This is a genomic window from Erwinia wuhanensis (assembly GCF_030484085.1).
GTDB lineage: Bacteria > Pseudomonadota > Gammaproteobacteria > Enterobacterales > Enterobacteriaceae > Erwinia > Erwinia aeris.
Map to the genome: position 1 here is coordinate 85,436 of NZ_JAUJUH010000006.1, position 23,691 is coordinate 109,126.

General features: G+C 57.7%; 19 protein-coding genes. 7 read left to right on the forward strand and 12 right to left on the reverse strand.

The window, feature by feature from the left end; all coding sequences use genetic code 11:
• Positions 1 to 59: 59 nt before the first annotated feature.
• Complete coding sequence (locus QZH36_RS15165) at positions 60 to 2,045, forward strand: autotransporter outer membrane beta-barrel domain-containing protein (RefSeq protein ID WP_301730569.1); 1,986 nt, start codon at positions 60 to 62, stop codon at positions 2,043 to 2,045.
• On the opposite strand, the gene torA is transcribed toward QZH36_RS15165, so the two are convergent.
• From torA to fdhE, 5 genes are all read right to left on the reverse strand, one after another.
• On the reverse strand, positions 2,029 to 4,524 hold the full coding sequence (gene torA / locus QZH36_RS15170) for a trimethylamine-N-oxide reductase TorA (RefSeq protein WP_301730570.1): 2,496 nt from the start codon (positions 4,522 to 4,524) through the stop codon (positions 2,029 to 2,031). The genes QZH36_RS15165 and torA overlap by 17 nt on opposite strands.
• On the reverse strand, positions 4,514 to 5,659 hold the full coding sequence (locus tag QZH36_RS15175; RefSeq protein ID WP_301730571.1) for a NapC/NirT family cytochrome c: 1,146 nt from the start codon (positions 5,657 to 5,659) through the stop codon (positions 4,514 to 4,516). Before QZH36_RS15175 ends, torA begins: the two co-directional genes overlap by 11 nt.
• A 106-nt stretch (positions 5,660 to 5,765) precedes the next feature.
• Positions 5,766 to 7,604 (reverse strand): selenocysteine-specific translation elongation factor, encoded by a 1,839-nt coding sequence (selB, locus tag QZH36_RS15180; RefSeq protein ID WP_301730572.1) that lies wholly within the window; start codon positions 7,602 to 7,604, stop codon positions 5,766 to 5,768.
• Between the two features lie 70 nt (positions 7,605 to 7,674).
• A complete protein-coding gene (locus QZH36_RS15185) occupies positions 7,675 to 8,283 on the reverse strand; it encodes a glutathione S-transferase (RefSeq protein ID WP_301251558.1) in 609 nt (202 codons plus the stop codon).
• A 42-nt stretch (positions 8,284 to 8,325) separates the two neighbouring features.
• Entirely contained in the window at positions 8,326 to 9,252 is a 927-nt protein-coding gene (gene fdhE / locus QZH36_RS15190; RefSeq protein ID WP_253456717.1) for a formate dehydrogenase accessory protein FdhE, read from the reverse strand.
• A 555-nt stretch (positions 9,253 to 9,807) separates the two neighbouring features.
• On the opposite strand from fdhE, the gene fdhD reads away from it, so the two are divergent.
• The gene (fdhD, locus tag QZH36_RS15195; protein WP_301730573.1) at positions 9,808 to 10,623 is read left to right on the forward strand and encodes a formate dehydrogenase accessory sulfurtransferase FdhD; all 816 of its coding nucleotides are present in this window, start codon (positions 9,808 to 9,810) and stop codon (positions 10,621 to 10,623) included.
• A 1-nt stretch (position 10,624) separates the two neighbouring features.
• Here fdhD and QZH36_RS15200 read toward each other — a convergent pair whose 3' ends face one another.
• Positions 10,625 to 11,287 carry a hypothetical protein gene (locus QZH36_RS15200; RefSeq protein ID WP_301730574.1) on the reverse strand — a complete coding sequence of 221 codons (663 nt, stop codon included), beginning with the start codon at positions 11,285 to 11,287 and terminating at the stop codon, positions 10,625 to 10,627.
• Positions 11,288 to 11,345: 58 nt separating this feature from the next.
• Positions 11,346 to 12,122, reverse strand: a complete 777-nt coding sequence (locus QZH36_RS15205; RefSeq protein ID WP_301730575.1) for a DeoR/GlpR family DNA-binding transcription regulator — start codon at positions 12,120 to 12,122, stop codon at positions 11,346 to 11,348.
• A gap of 160 nt (positions 12,123 to 12,282) precedes the next feature.
• Between QZH36_RS15205 and QZH36_RS15210 the strand changes: the two genes are divergently transcribed.
• Positions 12,283 to 13,623 (forward strand): aspartate aminotransferase family protein, encoded by a 1,341-nt coding sequence (locus tag QZH36_RS15210; RefSeq protein WP_301730576.1) that lies wholly within the window; start codon positions 12,283 to 12,285, stop codon positions 13,621 to 13,623.
• Between the two features lie 106 nt (positions 13,624 to 13,729).
• Here the strand turns inward: QZH36_RS15210 and alsE are convergent, their stop codons facing one another.
• Genes alsE through QZH36_RS15230 form a run of 4 tightly spaced genes read right to left on the reverse strand, consistent with a single transcriptional unit; the run spans position 13,730 to position 16,453 of the window.
• A complete protein-coding gene (alsE, locus tag QZH36_RS15215; RefSeq protein WP_253456703.1) occupies positions 13,730 to 14,410 on the reverse strand; it encodes a D-allulose 6-phosphate 3-epimerase in 681 nt (226 codons plus the stop codon).
• 23 nt (positions 14,411 to 14,433) lie between these two features.
• Positions 14,434 to 15,696: a PTS ascorbate transporter subunit IIC gene (gene ulaA, locus QZH36_RS15220; RefSeq protein ID WP_253456701.1), complete on the reverse strand. Its 1,263-nt coding sequence runs from the start codon at positions 15,694 to 15,696 to the stop codon at positions 14,434 to 14,436.
• Positions 15,697 to 15,728: 32 nt separating this feature from the next.
• The gene (locus QZH36_RS15225) at positions 15,729 to 15,995 is read right to left on the reverse strand and encodes a PTS sugar transporter subunit IIB (protein ID WP_253456698.1); all 267 of its coding nucleotides are present in this window, start codon (positions 15,993 to 15,995) and stop codon (positions 15,729 to 15,731) included.
• On the reverse strand, positions 15,992 to 16,453 hold the full coding sequence (locus QZH36_RS15230; RefSeq protein ID WP_301730577.1) for a PTS sugar transporter subunit IIA: 462 nt from the start codon (positions 16,451 to 16,453) through the stop codon (positions 15,992 to 15,994). Before QZH36_RS15230 ends, QZH36_RS15225 begins: the two co-directional genes overlap by 4 nt.
• Positions 16,454 to 16,766: 313 nt before the next feature.
• Between QZH36_RS15230 and QZH36_RS15235 the strand changes: the two genes are divergently transcribed.
• A complete protein-coding gene (locus QZH36_RS15235) occupies positions 16,767 to 17,792 on the forward strand; it encodes a LacI family DNA-binding transcriptional regulator (protein WP_301730578.1) in 1,026 nt (341 codons plus the stop codon).
• A 422-nt stretch (positions 17,793 to 18,214) separates the two neighbouring features.
• Here the strand turns inward: QZH36_RS15235 and QZH36_RS15240 are convergent, their stop codons facing one another.
• Complete coding sequence (locus tag QZH36_RS15240; RefSeq protein WP_301730579.1) at positions 18,215 to 18,751, reverse strand: YjaZ family protein; 537 nt, start codon at positions 18,749 to 18,751, stop codon at positions 18,215 to 18,217.
• A gap of 304 nt (positions 18,752 to 19,055) precedes the next feature.
• Here QZH36_RS15240 and sodA point away from each other — a divergent pair, with 304 nt between their 5' ends.
• The 3 genes from sodA (at position 19,056) to QZH36_RS15255 (ending at position 23,685) form a co-directional block, all read left to right on the forward strand.
• Positions 19,056 to 19,673: a superoxide dismutase [Mn] gene (gene sodA / locus QZH36_RS15245; RefSeq protein WP_253456685.1), complete on the forward strand. Its 618-nt coding sequence runs from the start codon at positions 19,056 to 19,058 to the stop codon at positions 19,671 to 19,673.
• A 1,505-nt stretch (positions 19,674 to 21,178) separates the two neighbouring features.
• Complete coding sequence (locus tag QZH36_RS15250) at positions 21,179 to 22,684, forward strand: sugar ABC transporter ATP-binding protein (RefSeq protein ID WP_301730580.1); 1,506 nt, start codon at positions 21,179 to 21,181, stop codon at positions 22,682 to 22,684.
• Positions 22,681 to 23,685: an ABC transporter permease gene (locus QZH36_RS15255; RefSeq protein WP_253456679.1), complete on the forward strand. Its 1,005-nt coding sequence runs from the start codon at positions 22,681 to 22,683 to the stop codon at positions 23,683 to 23,685. The genes QZH36_RS15250 and QZH36_RS15255 overlap by 4 nt, the downstream gene beginning before the upstream one ends.
• The last annotated feature ends 6 nt before the right edge of the window (positions 23,686 to 23,691 follow it).

Consider the following 23,691-nt stretch of genomic DNA (forward strand, 5'->3'; position numbering starts at 1 on the left):
ATAGCAACAAAATAACCGGCGTCATGCCGCCGCTTTCAGGCTCTTTCTGGAGTCACGCCATGCTAAAAAAATATTCGCGCCTGCGCGCTGCCGGAAGCGCGTGGCTCTTTTATGCCGTCTCGACTTTTCCGGCGCTGGCCTGGGATAGCTACACCGTCTTTGGCGACAGCCTGAGCGATGGCGGTAATAACGGCCGCTATACCTGGGACAGCAGCCGACATCCGCTCTATGACGAAATTCTGGCCGCAAAAATCGACCAGTCGCTCCAGCCTTCCAATAACGGCGGCAGCAACTATGCCGCGGGCGAAGCGGTGGCGCTGCCGCTGCTGAATGCCGACAACAATACGGCTAACCAGCTCGCCGCTTATCTGGCGGCCAGGGGCGGCCAGGCGGATGCCGACGGCCTCTATATTCACTGGATCGGCGGCAACGATCTGGCGGCGGCCGCGCTGAATCCGCAGCAGGCGGCAGGGCTGGTCAGCAACAGTGCTTTTGCCGCCGCAGGCCAGGTACAGCAGCTACTGGCTGCCGGAGCCGGAACGGTTATCGTGCCGACCGTGCCCAATATCGGTGCGGCGCCGGTGCTGCTGGAGGCGGTCATCCAGACCGGCCTGGCGCCCGTTGCCGGTACGGCGCTGGCTGCGGCCTTCGCTTCCCTGAACGGCCAGACGACGCCGGATCTGAACAGCCGCAATCAGGCGATTTACCAGGCGCTGTACGCCGCCGCCGGTGAGGCCAGCAGCGTGACCGCCGTGCGGCAGGCTATCGCCGATCGGCTGTTTGCCGCGTGGCAAAGCCTTAGCGAGCAGGGCAGCGCGTTGACCAACCGCTATAACCAGCTGGAAGACGATCGGCTGGCGCAGCTGGGCGGCAACATTGTGCGCGTGGATATCAACGGTCTTTTCAGCGAGATCCTCAGTGACCCGGCGCGCTATGGCTTAAGCAATACGGCCGGCATGGCCTGCCCGCCCGGCGTTTCAGCGGCGGTCTGCACTTCGGCTACGCCCGGTTTTTCCGACGAGCAGGCTTTGCTGTTTGCCGATCGTCTGCATCCCGGCCCCGCTACGCACCAGCTGATCGCCGATTATATTGAGGCCGTGCTGAACGCGCCCGCGCAGGTGGTGGCGCTGGATCAGGCGATGCTGGCGCTCTCTCGCGATGCGCGCGCCACGCTCGACAGTCGCTTGCAGCAGCAGCGCCACAGCGACAATCCGCAGGGATCGCTTAACGTGTTCGGCGGCTACGCCGGTCAACATTACGACTATGCCGCCAATCTGGCGGCGGGCGACGGCAACGCCACCACCCATAACCTGACGCTGGGCGTGGACTATAAGCTGACCGATTCACTGCTGGTGGGCGCGCTGGTTTCCGGCTCGGACGACACGCAGCATCCTTCATCTCGCTTCGATTACAAGCTGCGCGGCTGGCTATTTTCGGCCTGGAGCGAGCTCGCTTTTCTGGACAACGGCTGGATAAATACGGATGTGTACTACGCTTTTGCCCGCTATGACGATATCCAGCGGCATTTTGCCATCGGCCCGGCGACGCGGACGGAAAAGGGCGATACCGACGGTAAACAGCTCGGCGCGCGTATTACCACCGGCTGGGATTTTCCGCTGGGCGCGTCGCTTACCACCGGCCCGACGGCACAGTACGCGCTGGATTACAGTTCGGTAGAGGGCTACAGCGAGCGGGGCGAGAGCAGCACCGCCATGCGCTTCGCCGATCAGAACTACCATTCGCAGATTGGCGCGCTGGGCTGGCGGCTGGATGCCACGCTGGGCGGGATCAATCCCTGGGCGGCGGTCAGCTATAACCACCAGTTTGGCGATAACGTCTGGCGCGCCGGCGGCGGGCTGAAGTCAACGCAGACCCGCTTCACGCGCGATACCGCCCGCCAGGACAGCAACTGGGCGGACGTGACCGTCGGCGCAAACTTGCCGCTGGGCGACAGCGCGGCGGCCTTCGCCTCGGTGTCGCAAACCGGCGGCCTCAGCACCGGCGAGCAGTTTATCTATAACCTGGGCGTCAGCGCGCGTTTCTGATCGGCTGGCGTGCGCTTTCCGGCACGGCATGAGCGGTATTGGGCGGCGGCGCGCCCGTAAATTTCTCCACCTCCAGCTGCGCCATCTGCCCGCAGTTGCCCTGCGCCAGCCGTGAGGTGCCGATATCGAAGGTCAGGCAGTTTACGTTGCCGTTCCTGCACAGCGTTTTCGGTTCGGCAGGCTCGGCGGGATCGTACCAGGCGCCTTCGCTGATGCGCACTACGCCGGGACGGATCGCTTCCGTTACCAGCGCGCCGACCAGGATCTGACCCCGATCGTTAAACGCCCTGACCAGATCGCCGGACTGGATCCCTCGGGTGACGGCATCCTGCGGATGGATCAGGATCGCTTCGCGATCGCTGACGGCATATTTTTGCCGCAGCGGCGTGTTATCCAGTTGGGAATGCAGTCGATGGCTCGGATGCGCGGTATTCAGCGACAGGGGATAGCGCTGCGCCTGCGGGCTGCCGTGCCACTCCTGCGGCGGCTGCCAGCCCGGCAGGCCCGCGCAGTCGTCGTAGTGCATCGCCGCGATAGTTTTAGAGAAGATTTCAATTTTCCCGCTGGGCGTGCCGAGCGGATTCAACAGCGGATCGGCGCGATAGTCAGCAAAGCGCACCCACTTTTTATTCTCTTCCGGTACCGGAAAGCGAATGTAGTTATTGGACTGCCAGAACAAATCGAACGGCGGCAGCGGGACGCCGGCGTTTCTGGCCTGCTGCTTCATATCGTCATACAGCTTTTTCAGCCACAGCATTTCATCGCGGCCTTCGGTAAAAGCCTGTTCGACGCCGAGCCTGGCCGCAATGGCCTGAAAAATGGCGAAATCGCTGCGCGCCTGGTGCTGCGGCGGCACGCACTGGCGCATCGGGAACAGATAGCGCTGCGAATAGTCGCCGCCCATATCCATATCGTTGCGTTCATAGCTGGTGGTGCAGGGCAGCACGATATCGGCGTGTCTGGCGGTGGCCGTCCAGTAAGGATCCTGCACCACAATGGTTTCCGGGCGTTGCCAGGCCAGCAGCAAATTGTTGGTGTCCTGATGGTGGTGGAAAGGATTGCCCCCCGCGACGTAGACCATTTTGACGTCGGGATAAGTCACCTCTTTGCCATTAAAAGCGATAGTTTTGCCGGGATTGGCAAGGCAGTCGGCAATGCGCGCTACCGGGATCGGCGGCGGCGAACCGGCAGGCGCGACGCCCGCGCTGATGCCCGACAGGATCCCGCCTCGCGCCGTTGGGCTGCCGCCGGAAGAGTAGTGGTAGCTGAAGCCGAAACCGCCGCCCGGCAGGCCGATTTGCCCGAGCATGGCGGCCAGCGTTACCAGCAGCCAGTGCGGCTGCTCGCCGCGGTGCTGGCGCTGAATGCCCCAGCCGGCCATGAGCATGGTGCGCTGACCTGCCATCCTTCTTGCCAGCTGGCGCAGCTGCGCCGGCGCGATGCCGCAGATCTCGCTGGCCCATTCCGCGCTTTTGACAAGGCCGTCGCTTTCGCCCAGCAGGTAGGCGCGAAACTTTTCAAAACCCGTGGTATAGCGGGCAAGAAAAGCTTCGTCATGGCGCTTTTCTGCCAGCAGCGTATGCGCCAGGCCCAAAATCATCGCGGCGTCGGTATAGGCTTTCGGCGCGATCCATTCCGCATTCAGCGCTTTGGCGCTGTCGCTAAATACGGGATCGATGCAGATAACCGGCGTGCCTTTGGCGGCCAGCGCCGCAAATCCTTCCAGCCCGACGTGATCCGGCACGTTCCAGCTGTTTTTCAGCGTTACCAGCGGATTGCAGCCCCACAGCACCACCAGCTCGCTGCTTTCCACCACCACCGGCCAGCTGGTTTGCTGCTCGTAAACCTCCATGGAACCGACCACGTGCGACATAATCACCTGCGCCGCGCCGGTAGAGTAATCGCCGCTGTAGCCCAGAAAGCCGCCCGCCAGGTTCATCAGGCGGTGCAGCAGCGCGCGGGAGTTGTGCAGCATCCCGGTGCTTTTCCAGCCGTAGGATCCGGCGTAAATAGCGGACGGGCCGTGCTCGCGCTGTAGCCTGCGGATGTCGTTGGCGACCAGCTCGGTGGCCTTTTCCCAGCTGACGCTGACCCACTTATCGCGGCCGCGCAGCGCCGTATTGCTGCCCGGCCCGTGCTCCAGCCAGCTTTGCCGCACCATCGGCGCGGTGATGCGGTTGGCAGCGTGAACCTGATAAGGCGCCATGGTGATCAGCTCGTTGGGCGCGGGATCGTCCTCCACGGGCTGTACGCCGACCATTTTTCCGTTCTCTACCAGCGCTTCAAAAGCGCCCCAGTGAGCGGCGGTCAGGATGCCTTTTCTGGCGGGCCTGAGCGCGGTAAACAGCGGCATTGCCTGGCTGATGGCCTGAGCCAGCGCGGAGCGGGCGTATAGCAGATCCAGCGAGCCGGCGGCCAGCAGCGTGCCGCCTGCGGCGAGAAAGTGGCGGCGGCTGAGGCCGAAACGATTATTTTTCATGGTGTTCTCCCTGTGCGGTCGACTTCATGTCGCTGGCGTACTGCTGTGCGTAGCGCGTCAGCAGGCGCAGCTGCTCCGTATCCAGCGAAGTGCGCGAGGCCATGCCTTTTATCACCCCCGTCCACTGGTTCGCCGTGTAGTGGTCGGGCGCGGTGAGTCCGTGGCAGCCCGTGCAGTTGGCGGTCATCAGGCTGGCGGCCTGCTGCCAGAGCTTGTCCCGATCGGCGATCAGCGCGTCGCTGGCGACCGCTATATCGAGCGAAACGCGGTGCCAGCTTGTTTCCGTCTGGCTGTCTTCCTCCGTGGCGAGGATTTTTATCTGCGGCGCGGCTTCCGGCGCGACGATGGCGCTGATAATGCGTTTGCCTTTGGCCGCGTAGATCGCGCCGGTCGAGCCATCCTGCTGCCAGCCTTTCAGCTGTGCTTCAGTACGGCCATTTTTATGCCGGTACGGCAGCAGCTCCGCCGCCGGAAACAGCGTGCCTGCGGCAGGCCCGTCATGGGATGCCAGGGTGAAAGGCTGCGTGCTGATGGGATACAGAGGACGGTTATCGGTTTTGGCTGCGGCGGCCAGCGCGGTTAGCTGAGCGGCGCCGGAAGCGTTGCTGGCGCGCATATCGGGCAGGATATGCGCCACGCCACGATGGCAGTCGATGCAGGTTTCGCCGCTTTTCAGCGCGACAGGGTGCGCTTTCCTGGCTTCCGGCCGCTGGCCCAGCATATCCATCGCGGCAAAACTGTGGCAGCTGCGGCAGGTCGCAGAATCGCTGGCCTTCATCTTTTGCCATACCGACTCCGCCATCGCCAGCTTGTGGGCATTGTACTGCTCTTCGCTGTCCAGCTTGCCGGTCAGTTCGCCCAGCAGATCCTTGCTCGCGCCCAGCTTGGTCGTCATCCAGGCCAGCGGCTCGTTGGGAACGTGGCAGTCGGCGCATTCCGCGCGGATGCCGGCATGGTTCTGGAAGTGAATGCTGCCCTGATATTCCGCCAGCGGCCTCGACATGCTGTGGCAGGAAACGCAAAAAGCAGTGTCGCTGGTTTTGTGCAGCACTACCGCGCTGCCGGCGACGACCAGCAGCGTGGCGATAGCAATCAGCGCGATAAACGGCCAGCGGCGCTTACTGAAAATTTTCATATAAGCTCAAATCCCTTTGTTTAAAAAACAGGCTTATTTATCCCACAAAATCAGCGGGCTAAATTTGTGTCGCATCAATAAGGGAAGCGTTAGGGAAAAAGGAGGATTAGGGGAACATGCTGTCGTCGCGCAGCAGATGATCGCTGCCCTGACGATGGGTAAAGCCGCTGTGGTCGAAAAATTCCAGGATCTGCACCGCCAGCTTGCGGCCCATAGCGAAAAGGCGGCGAAAGTCCGCCGCGCGGGTGGCAAGCCCCTGCTGATGCCGCTGGCGAATGGTGTCGGCAAACCGTTCAATCAGCGCGCGGGAGTAGTAGCGATCGTGAACAATCGCCGCAATTTCGCCGCTGCTGGCGGCTTTTTGCAGCGTCAGACGCATCAGCGCCTCGTCGGCGTTCAGGCAGGCTGCCATATCGCGTACCCACCCGCTATCCTGCGCCAGCAGCGGTTTGGCCTGCTGCCACAGCGCCTGCTCTTCTGGCGTAAAGCTGACGGAGAAAGCAGGCAGACGCAGCCAGCCATAGCGAAACGCCAGCGCGCCGTCGGCCAGCAATAAGTCGATAACCGCCAGCCCGATTGCTTCCGGCAGGCCGGGCAGCGCCATCCTTCTGAGGCGGCTTCGCCCCAGCCCCGGCCTGTCTTCGTGCTTGCGATGGTAGCCCGCCAGCGTATCCAGCACCTGCCGCCGCCATCCTGCGGTAACCTCTGCCAGCAGCAGATAGTCGCCCGCTTCAACCGGCGCAATGGCGCTGAGCGCAGCGGAAAAGCCTTCGGCGGTCAGCTGGCGTGCCCAGGCCAGCTGCGTTTTGCGCCAGGGGCGGGCCTGAAGCAAAAGCCGCAGCGTTGCCTCATCGTCCTGCGCATTGGCCAGCTGCTGTAGCCAGCGCGTCGCGTCGGGCTGTGGCGTACAGCCTTTTTTCTGCATCAACAGCACCACGCGAGCGCCCGCCAGCGTTTGCCGGGCCGTGATATCGCGCAGGATCAGCCGATCGTTATCCGCCAGCCACAGCGGTTTATCCAGCGTCAGCTCGGCCAGGTTATCCTGCATCGGCGTCACGCTGCCGGTGATATGGCTGGCGGCATGATGAATATGCAGCCGCTGCGCCTGTTTTAACGGCTGAAGCGGCTGGAGCGCCACCACCACCCGGCTGGAAAGCACGGCGGGCGGCTCTTGCAGCAGCCAGTCGCCGCGGGACAGCTCGCTTTTTTCGACGCCGCCAACAAGGTTAAGTGCCAGCCGCTGGCCGCCGCAGGCGACGCTGGCAGGCTGGTTTTGCGCCCGCAGACCCTGCACGCGGACGCTTTTATTCATGCCGGTCAGCCAGAGCCTGTCACCGACGCGAACCTCGCCGCCCAGCGCGGTGCCCGTGACCACAGTGCCCGTACCCGGCACGCTGAAGGCGCGATCGATAGCCAGGCGAAAGCGTTTACAGGGCGCGATCGCGCGCGGTGGCAGCTGGCTGATATGGTCGGCAAGGGCGCTGATGCCGGTGGCGTTCAGCGCGCTGGTGACAAACAGCGTGACGTCCGGCCAGCCCATCAGCGCGGCCAGCGTACGGATTTCCCGCTCGGTGTCGCTGATGCGTGCGGCGTTGGCCAGGTCGGCTTTGGTAATTGCGATGGTCAGCGGCGGCTGCCCGCTCAGTTGCAGGATCGCCAGATGTTCGCGGGTTTGCGGCATGATGCCGTCATCGGCCGCCACGGCGAGCAGCGCGTGATCCGGGCCGGTGACGCCGCTGAGCATATTAGCGAGGTGCTTTTGATGGCCCGGCACGTCGATAAAACTGAAGATCCGTCCATCCGGCCTCGGCCACCAGGCGTAGTTGAGATCGACCGTGCTGTCCTGAGGCTTTTCACCCGGCAGCCGATCGAGCGCCGCGCCGGTCAGCGCCTGCAGCAGCGTAGTTTTACCGTGTGCGGCATGACCTGCGCTGACGATGACCATCAGCTTGCCCCGGCGCTAAGGCGCCGCGGCGGAGGCGCCGTTATCCGGGCGGCGGTAAACGGGGTCACCATCAGGCCGATGGCGGCACCGTGCGGGCGAAGCTTTCCCGCTGGAACATTTTTTCCGCCAGTTTGACCAGCGCAGGCCGTTCCACGCACCAGTTAGGGATCACGCGGCGAAAATTCAGGAAGCCTATCAGGCAGGCGACGGCTATATCCGCCACGTTGATGGCCTCGCCGTTGATCGTGGTGCCTTTGGCCGCCTCTTGTTCCAGCGCGTCGAGACCGCGCGCGATTTTTTCGCGCTGGCGCAGCAGCTGGCTCTCCATCTGTAGCTCCGGCGGCCTCATCTGTTCGCGCAGCAGGATTACCGCCGCATCGCCGATCCCATCCGCCAGCGCTTCCAGCTGCTGTACCTTCAGCGCCGCCAGCCGATCATGCGGCATCAGCGCCGGGGCGATATCCAGCTGCTCCAGGTAAGCGGCGATGATAGGCGAGTCGTACCAGGTATCTTCCCCAGCCACCAGCGCCGGGACTTTACCCAGCGGATTGTAGTGCGGAACGTGGCTCTCGTCGGTCCAGGGCGATTCGTTGATAAATTCAAAGGTGATGCCTTTTTCCAACAGAATGACCGAAATTTTCCGTACAAAAGGACTGGTGTAGCTGCCAATTAATTTCATTACGCGAATTCCCCTTCAAAACCGAATGGCCTGTTTATCACGTTATTCTCCCGGAAACAGGAATGGATTCAGGCTGCTGCGTGAAAAGCCCTCCTGCTCCATTCGCGCATCCAGCACCAGCGAGGCGAGATCGTCGGCAACCGCTTCTACGGCCGGATCTTTTGCCTGATAGAGCAGTTTCATATAGGTGCCGCAGTCGCCGCAGCTCTCGGCCTTAATGGACGCGAGATTGCCTTCCAGCGACCAGGCGTGCAGGTCCTGCGTTTGCTCACAGTTGCTGCATCGCGCGCGCGCCACGTGCCATTCGCTTTCGCACAGATTGCAGTGCAGATAGCGCAGGCCGTCCTCCTGCTGGTCCATATGCACCACGCCGGAGACCGGCACGCTGCCGCACACCGGACAAAACTGCCGCTGTTCGCCATATTCGGCGCGCGCGCGGCCGGGGATCAGCGCCGCCATCTGCGCCCAGTACAGCGAGAGCGCCGCCCAGACAAAAGGCGATTTGTCGCTGGCTATTTGTGAAAAGTCATTTGCGAACAGCGCGTTAGCCATGGCTTCCAGCTCCGGCGCAGAGGCTTTTTCCAGATTCTCCAGTACCGCCAGCGCCTGACCGGACATTTCCGGCTTCATTTCAGCGATCAGCGAATGGAGCAGACGCTGCCAGTGCGGATCGCGGGGCAGCGTGTTGATATCCAGCGGCGGTTTGCCGATGCGTGCGGCTTCCGCCAGACGCGCCTGCAAATCCAGCCGCAGCGGATGATCGTAAAGCACTATCTCCTGCGCGCTGGCGATAACGGCCGCAAAGCGCAAATAGTCGCCCAACGGATTTTTCTCTGCCAGCTGACGCAGTCTCGCGGCGCGGCGGGCATACAAATTTTTCAGCCTGGGGAAAAGTAACGGCGGGATCGTCTCCGCCATTTTTGTTTCGCTTTTCTCCAGCGGATCCTGCGGGATTATGCGAATAGTCATCAGGAATTCCTGTTATCTGGCGCGCTAATATCGTCGGCGGAACGCGCATTAGCCGCACTTTTTGCCCGGTAGTCGGGCACCCGGTCTTCAAATAGTCTGTTTCGCCTCTAAAGCGGCGTAAACCCGCATGGCGCGCGGTGGTCAATCTCCTGTCACGCTCAACTTACCGGTAAAGCAGGGCCGCCGCATCGCGTATTGCGCGCCTGCGGCGGCCTGAAAAATGCGCTTATGGCTAAAATTATAGCGTCCGCTCTCGTCAACTTCCTTGTTAAGCGTAATTTAAGGGATGTTTTTTAACCACGACGGTTTGCTGCACGCAGCAAAAAAGCCTCTACGGCATGTCCGTGTTCCGGTCTGCGACCGTCGCTGTCCACCAGGCCGGTTGCAACCCGAGGCCCTGGCAGCGGTTGGTTATCCGTTTCTTTTTGTGCTTTTTGCCGCCGGAAAACACCGTTGCGCGGATTATTGTTTTGCGGTCGTTCTCTTGCGGGTTCAAAATTACAGGCGAAAAAATTAGCGGCGCGGCTTGAGCAACGGGAAAGACAGGTGAGTGAAATGAGCAAGGCGGGTGAACAAAGCATGGCCGGCGTCAGTCAGATTGAGGTCTGGCAGCGCGGTACGCTGGAGACGGCACAGGAGGACTGGCTGGCCGATGAGGTGCCGGTGGCGCTGGTGTATAACGGCATTTCGCATGTGGTGATGATGGCGACGCCGAAAGATCTCGAGGCATTCGCCATCGGTTTTTCCCTCTCCGAAGGGATTATCAGCTCGCCCGGCGATATTTACGGCATTGATATTCAGCCTTCCTGCGGCGGGCTTGAGGTGCAGATAGAGCTGTCCAGCCGCCGTTTTATGGGGCTGAAAGCGCAGCGCCGGGCAATGGCGGGCCGCACGGGCTGCGGCGTCTGCGGCGTGGAGCAGCTGGCGGAAATCGGCAAGCCCGTGCAGCCGCTGCCTTTCAGCCAAACCTTTTCGCTGGATCGGCTGGACGGCGCGCTGTCGCAGCTGAAAAGCTACCAGCCCGTCGGGCAGCTGACCGGCTGCACGCACGCGGCGGCCTGGATAGCGCCAGACGGCAATCTGGCGGGCGGCTGTGAAGACGTAGGTCGCCACGTGGCGCTGGATAAGCTGCTCGGCCTGCGCAGTCAGCAGGCCAGCTGGCAGCAGGGCGCGGTGCTGGTTTCCAGCCGCGCCAGCTACGAGATGGTGCAGAAATCCGCCATGTGCGGCGTGGAAATTCTCTTTGCGGTTTCCGCCGCGACCAAACTGGCGGTTGAGGTGGCGCAGCGCAGCAATCTGACGCTGGTCGGCTTCAGCAAGCCGGGCCGCGCCACGGTTTATACCCATCCGCAGCGGTTAATAGCTGGTTGAGTCAGTGTGTGTAAGAAGAAGTATTTGACCCCGGCTCTGGCGGCTTTGGTTGGTAAGAAGGCGTCAGGTTATATCCTTTGGTGAAGTCATCCTTGCTCATCATGGCGGCTACGTTGCCATCGGCATCAATACAGGCTACCTGTTCATAAACAGCAGCGGTCAGACCCCGGCCGCTGCTGCCTGATTTCTTGTCATACTTAAAGGCAGTAAACTGCTCAAGATAATTGAAAAAATCCTGATAATTTTTGCCGTGATTAACCATTTCCGGATAATTTGTCCTGACTTTGTCAGAAAAATAGGTGTGACATACCAGTTCCAACGGTGCACCATTTTTCATAGCGGAGGAGTTTTCTGAATTTTTACCAATACGTCCGTAGATAATGACATGGTGATTGTCGTGCTCATTAAGCGCTTTTAGCGCCTCTTTATAGCGTACGGCAGCGGTTTTAGCGTCGGCACCAAACTTGCTTTTTTCTGAATTTACGCTGCTCGCATCTTTTTTAAATTCGATCAAAATCCATCGATTGCTATCGTTAAATATTGTATCGCCGCCTTTTTCATAGAAATCCTCTAATGGGGAAAGAAATTTTAAATGGCGCTGAAATTGGAGGATAAAAGTGTATTCGACAGTTTTCTCCCACCAGGTCATTTTCTGCTGAGTCATCAATTTGCCCTTTTTTGCACACTACTTTTTTTAAAAGATAGCAGGTCTGTTTAAAGCGTTACGCCACCACCACCTGCGGCAGTACCGTTTCCAGCGAGGCGAAAGCCTGAACGCCCGCCGCGCCGCTGTCGGTGACCAGCAACGCGATCTGTTCAGGCCGGGCATACTGCATCCGGCTGCTCACGCCCAGCTTGCTGTGATCGGCCAGCAGGATCGATCGCGCCGCCTGATGCACCATCGCGCGCGCGATGGCCGCTTCGTAAGGATGAAAGCTGCTGGCACCGTTTTTGCTGTCGACGCCGGTCGGCGACAGCATCGCCACGTCGGCGCGGTAGCGATAAATTTCCGCCACCGTCAGCTCGCCGCGCGTTTCCTGCGCACCGGCCAGCATCGCACCACCCAGCAGAATAATGCTGTTGTTCAGCTGCTCGCCCTCTTCGGCAGCGGAAAGTTTTAGCGCCGCCTGCAGGCTGTTGGTGATGATGGTCAGACCGGACATGGTGCGCAGCTCTTCCGCCAGCATGGTGGTGGTGCTGCCAGCGTCGATAAACAGCGTCTGGCCCGGCGTTAACAGCCGCGCGGCGGCACGCGCAATAGCGCGTTTTTCTCTGGCGCGGACTTCGCTGCGCACCATCAGCGGCGGTTCCGGCTCCGCCGTCAGCGACATCAGCCCGCCGTGTACGCGACGGGCCGCGCCCAGCGCCTCCAGCTCGATAATGTCTCTTCTGGCGGTTTCGCGTGAAACGCCTAACTCTTTGATAATGCGCTCGGTGCTGACATGACCCAGCGTAGCCAGCAGCGCGCGAATGCGATGCAGACGCGATTCCTGAAGCATGATTGCGTTCCTTAACCGGACAAGGGCACCAGCCTAACCGACAAACGATCGCCGTGCATGTGTATTTTATTGCATATGTGTATTTTGTTGCATTAAAACAAAAAGGAGTCATTATAAAAAGACGGCTGCACGCCTTCATCCTTTCGCAACGGGAGTTATCATGGCTACACGTTCGACCATCATGGATACCAACAGTTTTCGCGCAGAGCACGCTGCCGGTCTGGACGCCGACGTGCGGAAACTTACCGATAAACGCAGCCGGGTGCTGGGCGAATCCTACCGACTGTTTTACCGCAAGCCGGTGCATCTGGTGCGGGGCGAAGGGCAATATCTATGGGATGCCGCCGGAGAAAAATATCTGGATGCCTATAACAACGTGGCGAGCATCGGCCACTGCCATCCTGCGGTCATTGATGCGGTATATCAGCAAATGCAGCAGCTTAATACCCATACTCGCTATCTGCATGAGCGCATTCTCGACTATTCGGAAGCGCTGCTGTCGACGCTGCCCGGCGAAATCGATCGGGCGATGTATATGTGCACCGGTTCGGAGGCGAACGACCTGGCTATCCGCGTGGCGCGGGCCTTCAGCGGCGGCACGGGTATTATCGTCAGCCAGGAGGCCTATCACGGCACCAGCGATCTGACCTCCGGCGTTTCGCCTGCTTTAGGCTCCGGCCAGCCGCTGGCCGCCACCACCCGCCTGGTTTCGCCGCCCGATCGCTATCGCGTCACCGCGCCGGATTTGGGCGACTGGTTCGCCAACGAAATCCAGCGGCAGATCGACGATATGGCCGCACACGGTATTAAATTCGCCGGCTTCCTTGCCGACTCGATTTTCTCCTCCGATGGCGTGCTGCCCGGCCCGAAAGGCTTTTTGCAAAAGGCGATTGAAGTGGTGCACAACAACGGCGGCATCTTTATCGCCGACGAAGTGCAGCCCGGCTTTGCCCGTACCGGTGAGGCATTCTGGGGCTTTGCGCGGCACGGCGTCGTGCCGGATATCGTTACCACCGGCAAGCCGATGGGCAACGGCATTCCGGTATCCGGACTGCTGGCGAAAAGCGACGTATTGGCCGCTTTCAGCGACGATATTCCCTATTTCAATACGTTTGGCGGCAATCCGGTGGCGATGGCGGCGGCGCAGGCAGTGTTACAGGTGATTAAAGAAGAACAGCTGCAGGAACACAGCCGCGTCGTGGGCGAAAAACTGCTGAAAGAGTTGCTGACGCTGAAAGAGAAGTACGAATGCGTAGGCGACGTGCGCGGCGCGGGGCTGTTTATCGGCTTTGAGCTGGTCAAAGACAAGAGTAGCAAAACGCCGGACAAACAGCTGGCGCTGGATGTCACCGAAAAGCTGCGTGAAAACCGCGTGCTGACCTCGGTGGCCGGGCCTTACGGCAACGTGTTAAAGCTGCGTCCGCCTTTGGCTTTTCAGGAAAGCGATATCGACTGGCTGGTCGGCGCGCTGGATAACTCCCTGCGGGCCGTACTGCGCTAACCACAGCGGCGGCCCGCGCGCCGTCTGCTGGCCAGAAAGCTTACTCATGGACTGAACAGCTCACTCAGGCGGCAGTCAAGCTCCTTCAGGCAGCCGGAAAGCTTGCTCAGGCAGCGGCGATCTGCTGAGAAAAGTTAGCTTCCATCCGCGCCCAGGCGTCGTTCATATCGTCCGCCAGGCTGAACAGTCCGGAGGTGCCGACGATAAACACCTCGACGCCGGAAGCTGCAATCTGCCCGAAGGTGGCCGCATTGCAGGAGCCGTCGATTTCCGTGAGGTAGCGCCAGCCATGCTGTTCGCGAAGCCGGATCAGCTGACGAATTTTATCCAGCGTTTGCGGAATAAATTGCTGCCCGGCAAAGCCCGGATCCACTGACATTACCGTAACTTTATCCAGCAGATGCGCATATTCCATAATGGCTGCCGCGGGCGTGGCCGGATTAAGCACCACGCCGCAGCGTTTACCCGCTTCTTTAATCTGCATCAGCAGGCGGAATATTTTGTTATTCGCCGTTTCGGGATGAAAACTGATAATGTCCGCGCCCGCCTCCAGGCACATTGGAATAATATCTTCCGGATGATTAACCATCAGATGCACATCAATCGGCACATCGGTTATTTTGCGCAGGTTCTCGATAAAGAACGGCGACAGCGTAATATTTTTTACGTAACTGCCGTCCATAATATCGACATGATAAAAAGCGGCTTTATCATTCATTGCCTCTATTTGCTCACGGAACCGGGTTAAATCCATACACATTAAAGAAGGTGAAAATTTCGCGTTCATGGAAGTTGTCCTGTTATGCGGCCTTAATGGAACAGAGCGATAAGCTTGCCGAGGATAATGCCGATTACGCCGAAATCCGCATCGCCAAAGGTGGTGGAAGCGAAGCCAAGCTCGCCCATCAGCGGCAGCAGGATGGCCGGCAGGAAAGAGATCAGCAGGCCCTGCACGAAAGCGCCAATCATCGCGCCACGGCGACCGCCGGTAATGTTGCCATAGACGCCGGCCGTTGCGCCGCAGAAGAAATGCGGCACCAGGCCCGGTACGATCACGCTCAGGCCGAACAGCGGGCAGAGGAACATGCTGATCAAACCGGCGGCAAAACTGCACAGAAAACCGATAATTACCGCATTGGGCGCGAAGGGGAACACCGTCGGGCAGTCCAGCGCCGGTTTAGCGTCCTTCACCAGCTTGTCGGCGATGCCTTTAAAAGCCGGCACGATTTCCGCTATGACCATCCGCACGCCCGCCAGGATGATATAAACGCCTGCGGCAAAGGTAATGGACTGGATAACGGCAAAAACCAGGAAGTTCTGACCGCCGCTGACCTGGCTTTCGGTAAAGGTTTTGCCGGCCACCAGCACCAGCGCCACAAACAGGATCATCATGGTAAGCGAAATCGCCACCGATGAGTCGCGCAGGAAATTCAGCGTTTTCGGCACCTTCAGCTCTTCTGTGGAAGGACTGCCTTTGCCCACCACCTTGCCGACCAGCGCCGCCAGCAGGTAGCCGGTCGAGCCAAAGTGGCCCAGCGCCAAATCATCGGAACGCGTAATCTTGCGGGTAAAGGGCTGCAGGATAGCCGGACTGATCACCATCATCGCGCCTAAAATCAGCGAGCCGGTTGCCACCAGCCAGAAACCGCTGAAGCCGCCGACCGACAGGATCACCGCCAGCATCGCAGACATATAAAGCGTATGGTGGCCGGTTAAAAAGATATATTTCAGCGGCGTAATGCGTGCCAGCAGAATATTAATCAGCATCCCAAACACCATAATCATCGCCGTAGCCGTGCCGTAGCTTTTCTGCGCCAGCGCGGCCATTGCATCGGTATTGGGCACCACGCCCTGAATATTAAAAGAGTGCTCAAACAGCTGGCTGAATATCGTCAGCGTTGTCGCAATCAGGTTAGCGCCGGCAATCAGGATTAAAAAGCCCATGATAGTTTTCAGCGTGCCGGAAATGACTTCTGAAAAAGCTTTCTTTTGCAGCAATAAGCCGATCAGGGAAAAAAGGCCGACCAAAATCGCTGGCGTTCCGAGAACGTCATTAATAATAAACTGAAGCATAAACGACTCCGTGCGTTTGAGTTGCCGCGTTTTTATAAGTGCTCGGCCAGGATCTCTTTAATTCTGGCGTTATCGAGCAGGTTGCTCAGGCCAAATACCTGCGCCTCGTGATCGGCAAGCCGATCGGCGATATCCTGGGCGCTTAAAATTAAATCTGCCGGTTCCGAGCGCGCGGTCGTTAAATCCGTATGGCTGACCTCCGCCGTCTTTCCCAGTTCCGCCAGGATTTTTTTCACGTTCATTTCGACAATAAAGCTGCTGCCCAAACCATTGCCACACACAATCAGCACTTTTTTCATGAGGTTTTCTCCAGAGAGGGATCGCTAACGGCGGCCGCAAGGGCCGACAGCGTGGTCGCCGACAGCAGCTGCTGTAGACGGAAGTCGTCGCTGAACAAACCTGCCAGTTCGCCGATCATTCTGATGTGCTCTTCGCCGGAGACGGCGCTCAGCAGGATCACCACGTATACGGGATCGTTTTCAGCACTGTCGAAGCTGACTCCCTGATTAATACGCAGCAGAGAAAGCCCGTTTTTCAGCGCACCTTCTTCGGGGCGCGCATGAGGCATGGCGAGGCCGGGCGCCAGCACGTAGTAAGGGCCAAGCTGAGCATGAGAGCGGAAAATCGCCTTTAGGTAGTCCGGCGTAATAGCCTGCTGCGCCAGCAGCGGCGCGGCAACCTGGCGGATTGCTTCCTGCCAGTGGCCGACGCTTTCGGTCAGCTGAATATTTTCAGGTTGAAGCCAGTTCGACAGCATGTTCGCTCTCCGGTAAGGGTCTGCCTGCACTTTAGGCGGTTTTCTGTACGCTTTTCCGTGATTGTTGTCGCAAAAGTTAGCGCTAACATCAGCAATGTTAAAATATGTGTTATCGCTAACATTTCTGCTGCACACGAAGCATAATCAACGGCGCTTTATGCCGCCTGGCCCGGAGGGAAACAAGGATGAGCGCCGCCTGCAACCTTTCTGCGCCGCCTCGCATAACAAGGTGAAGGATCGCTTTTAACGTGGCGCGACCGGGCTTTTGGTTTTAAGCTGCGTCCAGTTGAAACAGCTGGCTGCAGGAGAATGCATGGCAGAAAAACGGCGGCGCAGTACCGGGAAAAGTACGCTGGCCGATGTCGCCCGTCTGGTTGGCGTCAGTACGATGACCGCATCACGCGCGCTGCGGATGCCGGAAAAAGTCTCTTCCGATATTCGTGAAAGGATTGAGGCGGCGATAGCCGAACTGGGCTACGTACCTAACGTGCAGGCGCGCAATCTGGCGTCGGCTTCCTCAAAGCTAATCACGATGGTGGTGCCTTCTTTCGTTACGCCAGGCTGCGCGGCGGTGTCGGAAGCGTTACAGGCGATACTGCGGCCTGAGGGATACAACGTCATGCTGGCAGAGGCCAACCATTCTGCGGCGGGCGAGAACGAGCTGATAGAAATGTTGCTCTCTTACAATCCTGCGGCGATGGTGCATTTTAACTTTGATAACGTGGAGGCGGCGCATCGGTTGCTGAGCAACTCCGGCCTGCCGGTTATCGACATAGGCGGCGTGCATCATGATTCGGCGGGCATCAGCGTGGGCGTCGACTATGCCAAAGCGGTACGGCTGCTGGTACAGGCGCTGGTGGAGAAAGGGTTTCGTCATCCCGGTCTGCTCTGCACGCAAACCAGCAACACGCTGTTCAGCCAGCTGCTGAACGGCTGGCACAGCGGGATGCTGGCGCATAATTTGTCGCCGCATCGCGTCGTAACGTCGCCTTTGCCGCCCGGCTTTGCCGCTGGCCACGCGCTGCTGGCGGATATTCAGCTTACCTGGCCCGAAATCGACGTGCTGATCTGCACGGCGGAAGAGGTAGCCTGTGGTGCGATGATGGCCTGCCACGCGGCGGGGATTGCGGTGCCCAGCCAGCTGGCGATAGCCAGTATCGGCGGCGGACAGCTTTCCGCCGTCTGCTCGCCACCGCTAACCACGGTGACGCTGCCCTACAGCGAAATGGGCAAGCTGGCCGGTAAACGCCTGCTGGCTGCGCTACAGGGAGAAGATCCGCCGGTCTGGAACGAGCTGCCGGTAACGCTACAGCTTCGTGCCAGCACGGAGAAAATATAAAGCCCGGCTTGGGGTGCGGTGGAAAAGCGAAACGAACATTTTGCCTGCCCAAAATCAGGTAAAAATGCCATGGGCGAGGCTGAAAATTAACAGCAGCAGCAGCAGCAGCAGCAGCAGCCCGCCTGACATCAGTAACGCAAACTGGAAAGCGACAACGCTTATCCCAAAGAGTATTGCGGCGCCTGCGGCGTGCCTGTTTTCTCTTAACCAAATTTGACCAACGCATCAAATCTGGTTAATCTTTATGCGTAGTACTTTGGTACTGCAAAGGATGCAGCAGACTGGTTAGCCCAGACATCCCGCTACCCCAATAAGGATGGTTCCGAACCATTTTTAACAGGGTCAGGCCAGGTCCGGTAAAGGCGATTCTGAATACCAGAAGAAATTCTGGCGAAACCCACCTTAAGGTGGGTTTTGTTATTTCAGGGGTGGGGTAAAGGTTTGTTGTGTGCAAGATTGTAAGCAATGACGTAAAAACCAACCTTTTTACCCCCGGGCTTTTCCATGACTGGGTAAGCGCTGGTAATGTGCAACCTGAATTTTTTGTTTTCACGGAAGACTTTGAACGGAACATGGTAGTAAATACTTCTGCTCTCTTCGTCCAGTACTTCGAGTACCGCATAACTGCCGTATCCGGCATGAATAATTCTTTGTTTATCAAGGGTGAGGATAATATTTTTCAGATAGCGTTGAGCTAATAAATATCGTCTTTTGCAAAAGGGGCGCGATTCCCGTGGAGAAGGGTACATAAGCCTTTGCTTCTCCAGTTCTGTTTGTTCAGGATAATCTTTGCAAAAGCAGTGCGAGGAGTAAGAGACAATGAACTTATAGTCCCGATCTTTCTTCCCCTCACACTTATGCGTAAAGATAGCCTCATGTGCGTCGAGAAAAGAGAGATCCCACACTGTTCCTTCAGAATCAACGAAGGGATGCCATTTTGATACCTCACCGATCTTCACTTTTGCAAAACTCCCTGTCCTGAAAAAAGTTATGTGGAAAGTTATCCTGTCTTATCAATGCCACAGACGATAGCCGCAGCCGTCGGCTCTGTTTTGTCAGGCGTAAACGGCTTAGACCATTTTGCTCTGTAGGTCATCAATAAGGTTCTGACGCCCTTCACCAGCGTGCTGTCTATAATAACCTTATAAAGATCGGGGCATTGATAACCCTTTTCCAGATCATTAATTTAACTATAATGATCCGACTGCTTACGCGGCACTCCATCGGGACGTGCTGCCAAAAAAACCAATGGAGATGATGAACATGAGTTATTCACTGCCATCCCTGCCTTACGCATACGACGCACTGGAACCGCATTTCGACAAGCAGACGATGGAGATCCATCATACTAAACATCACCAGACTTACGTGAACAACGCGAACGCCGCGCTGGAAGGCACCGAGTTCGCTGACCTGCCGGTAGAAGAGCTGATCACCAAACTGGATCAGGTGCCTGCCGATAAGAAAACCGTACTGCGTAACAACGCGGGCGGCCACGCTAACCACAGCTTTTTCTGGAAAGGTCTGAAAACCGGCACCACGCTGGGCGGCGAGCTGAAAGCGGCTATCGAAAAAGATTTCGGCAGCGTTGATGCCTTCAAAGAAGCGTTTGAAAAAGCGGCCGCTACCCGTTTCGGCTCCGGCTGGGCGTGGCTGGTTAAGAAAGACGGCAAGCTGGCTGTAGTCTCTACCGCTAACCAGGACAACCCGCTGATGGGCGAAGCGATCGCTGGCGCTTCCGGTACCCCAATCGTGGGCCTGGACGTGTGGGAACACGCTTACTACCTGAAATATCAGAACAAACGTCCTGACTACATCAAAGCGTTTTGGGAAGTGGTTAACTGGGACGTGGCAGCAGAGAATTTCGCTGCGGCTAAATAAGCCCGTTCCGGACGAAAACGACAGGCGTTTGTAGGCTAAGCGTCTGATAAATACCCTGCTGGCGCTAAGTTAGCGGGGTATTTTTTTGCCGTAAAAATCCCCCGCCAGCCTTTCTTGCCTGACTGCTTTCTAATTTTTTATTAAGAGCGGCGTTAATATTATCCTGAAGCGCCATTATTAATCGTCCTTTTTTTTGACAGGAACTTTTTTTAAGGAGGTTTTAGTCTGCTGTTGTTAAGACGATATTAAAAATTAAGCTTTTGTAACTGGCATTCGTCCCTTATCTCGTTAAAAAAGGGACGGCTGTATGAAAATGGCTGATGCGTTGCAATATCATAATTTTTATCGGCATAAAAGCTATGCATTTACCAGATGGTACGTAAGATTAACGCCTGTTAAAATAAATGGTTGTTAAGGAATTTAATCTGTTAACACAGAAATTAGCCTATACGGAGCGTACATTCAACTGCTACAAACAATAGCTTCCTGCACCATCTCGATTTTTCATTTTTTACAGTAAATCCGCCACTTTATAAGAACATTTTTCGGTGCCCTTTTGACAGATATAAAATAATAATAATATAAGTAAGGTGCTGTTATTAAAGAAGAATAAAGGTTATCTGGATTTTATCAACCGAGCATAAAGCCCTTCGCCTCATTGTGGTATCAGGCAAGTGTTTAGACACTGCTCATACTTATTATGCTAATAATTTTATTGATTTTAGGTACTTTAAACTCTGGAGGAAATATGAAATTAGTAAAGTTATTGTTACTCGGTGCATGTCTGTCTTTTGGGGTATCAACCTTGTCATATGCCACGATGTCTTCATCTCAAACGCAATATAAAGCTGGTCAGTGTGGTACTGATGGTATTTATGTCCCCGGATATGGTTGCGTTTATCCTGGCGATTCCGGATCTCGCCCCTGATAACTTAAGACACCACAAGTCCTGAAGCTATAGAGAGGCCGCGGTTATCCAAAGTTATGTAAATAATCCTGGATAACTGCGGTCATATTCAAGGCGGAATTAATAAGCCTTGTTAAGTAACCAGTAAATATAGCCTGGCTGCTATTTGCCCGAAATTACTCGCCGTTTTCTGAAAAACGAACGCGCGGCTATATGAAAACCATCATTAAAATTCTTTTACTGTTAACGGTGCGTCCATACTGCGGTTGCCGCAATGACTGGCGAATGTACGCCAGCGACGGCTGATGGGGTGACCTGCGTCTGTTTCCCCGATCCTGTTGGATGCTGGCGGTCTTTTGTTTTCACCTTTTTCTTTTCTGTACTTTTCCTCGCCGTCCTGACCGAGCGAAACCCTGCTTAATCTTCTGATTACCTCTGTTCATGCTGCGTAACGGGATGCCGCTGGTTTTAACCGCTTAAATGGCTGGGCGTCTGGATGGCTAATAACATTTCGTGTTAGCTTATCTCCTTTCGTTCGTTGCCTGTCGTGATAATCCATTAAAAAATAAGGCAGCTTACCCTTCAGAGAGCGCTCGCTATGACCGCAGTGAACCATCTTGAAATGCGGCAGATCGCCATCGCTTTTGGCGGTTTTGCCGCGCTGACCGACGTCGACTTTCGCCTTGACGGCCACAGTATTCATGCGCTGACCGGCGCTAACGGCGCAGGAAAATCAACGCTGATGGCCGTGCTGTCGGGTGCCCATGAGCATTACAGCGGCGATATCCTGCTGGATGGCGAGCCGGTATCGATTCGTTCTCCGCGTGATGCAAAGAAGCTGGGCATTCATCTGGTGCAGCAGGAAGTTGATGTGGCGCTGGTTTCCACGCTCAGCGTGGCGGAAAACATCATGCTGGATCGCCTGGCCGAAGGCGGACAAATTTATCGCTGGCGTGCTATCCGTCGCCAGGCTCGCGCGCTGCTGGCACAGCTGGAGGTGGATATTGACGTCAATCGCCGCGTCGATCGCTGCACGCTGGCGGAGAAACAGCAAATCCTGCTGGCCCGTGCGCTCTCCCATCACTGCCGCTTTTTGATCCTGGATGAACCCACTGCGCCGCTGGATCGGCATGAAAGCGAACGCCTGTTTGCGGTGGTTCGCCGCCTGCAAAAAAGCGGTATCGGCGTAGTGTTTATCTCCCACCGTATCCACGAACTGCGCGCGATTTGCGATCGGCTTACGGTGCTGCGCGACGGGCGCCTGATTGAAACCGTGCCGATGAGCGCGCTGAGCGGCGAACAAATCGTGGAAAAGATGCTGGGTCACCAGCTGGCGGATATCTATCCGCCGCGTCGTCCGGCCAGCAACGGCGCAACGCTGCTGCATGTCGAGGCGTTGCACGACGACGCGCTGCTGCACAATATCTCTTTAACGCTGCGCAAGGGAGAGATCCTGGGTATCGCCGGCCTGGCGGGCGCGGGAAAAACGGAGCTGTGCAAAGCGCTGTTCGGCGCCAGCAAAAGCCGCATCGGCCGGGGCGAGCTGCATGGCAAACCGTGGCGGCCCACTTCGCCTTCCGCTGCGGTAGCGAACGGCATGGCGCTGATCCCGGAGGAGCGCCGCAAAGAGGGCATTTTTATCGACGAGTCGGTGGCAATGAACCTTAGCATCAGCGCGGACACCAGCTTTTCCCGCTGGGGGCTTTTCGGTCACCGGCAGGCCTGGCGCTGGGCCGAAGAGATTATTCAACAGCTGGGCGTGCGCACTCTCGGCCCGGAACAATCCCTGCGCCGTCTTTCCGGCGGTAATCAGCAGAAAGTGGCCATCGGCAAATGGCTGCGCAACGACGCTGACGTCCTGATTTTTGATGAGCCAACCAAGGGCGTTGATATCAAGGCCAAAACCGATCTCTTCACGCTAATCGACGCGCTGGCCCGCCAGGGAAAAGGGGTTATTTACGCCTCGGGCGAGTTTGCCGAACTGGTAGGGCTATGCGACCGCATCTGCGTGCTGTGGGACGGTAAAATCGTGGCGGAGATGGATGCGCGTCAGGCTGATGAAGAAACGCTTTTACTTTATTCCACCGGAGGAACCCCTGCGTGAGCAGCAAAGAACTTTCCCTGAAGGCGACGCCTGGGCTGCGTCACCAGCTGTTTGAATTCCTTTATAAATGGGGAATGTTGTTAACGGTGGTGGCGCTGATCGCCGCCTTCGGCCTGGCCTCGGACAGCTTTCTGGAGCCAGCCAATATCATCAATATTCTGCGCGCCATCGCCATTGTGACGGTGATTGCCGTAGGCGTCTCGATCTCGTTGACCATTGGCGGCTTCGATCTCTCCGTGGGATCTACTGCATCGTTGGCAAACTCGCTGGTGATCTCGCTGTTTGTCTGGTACGGCTTTGGCCCGACAGCCGCGATAACGCTGACGCTGCTGCTCTGCACGCTGGTCGGGCTGTTTAACGCCTTTCTGATCGTAGTGCTGAAAATTCCCGATATGCTGGCCACGCTGGCAAGCCTGTTTATCGTGCAGGGCGTGGCGATGACCTGGAGCTTCGGCGGCTCTGTCACGGAGAATATGGTGATGCCAAGCGGCGAGATGGCCGAAGGGATCGTGCCGCCGGACTTTTCGCTACTGGGCCAGGTGCCAACCATCGTTATCATTATGCTGGTGGTTACCGTGGTGGCGCAGCTTGGCCTGTCGCTGACAAAGCATGGCCGCCGCATGTATGCCATCGGCGGCAACCCGGAAGCGGCGCGGCTTTCCGGCATTCGCACGAATCGCTATCGCGTACTGGCTTACGTGCTCGCCTCGCTGCTGGCGGGACTGGGCGGCATTCTGCTGGCTTCGCGCATTGGTTCGTCGCAGGTGAATGCCGGCGGCGGCTATCTGATGGATGCCGTTGCGGCGGCGTGGATCGGCCTGTCGCTGGCCGGCTCCGGCAAGCCGAATGCGCTGGGCACGCTGCTGGGCGCGGTGATCCTCGGCGTGCTGCAAAACGGTCTGGTCATGCTTTCCGTGCCTTATTACGCCATGGATATTATCAAAGGTCTGGTGCTGGCCGCTGCGCTGGCAATCACTTACATTCAGCGCCGCCAGGCGTAGGGATAA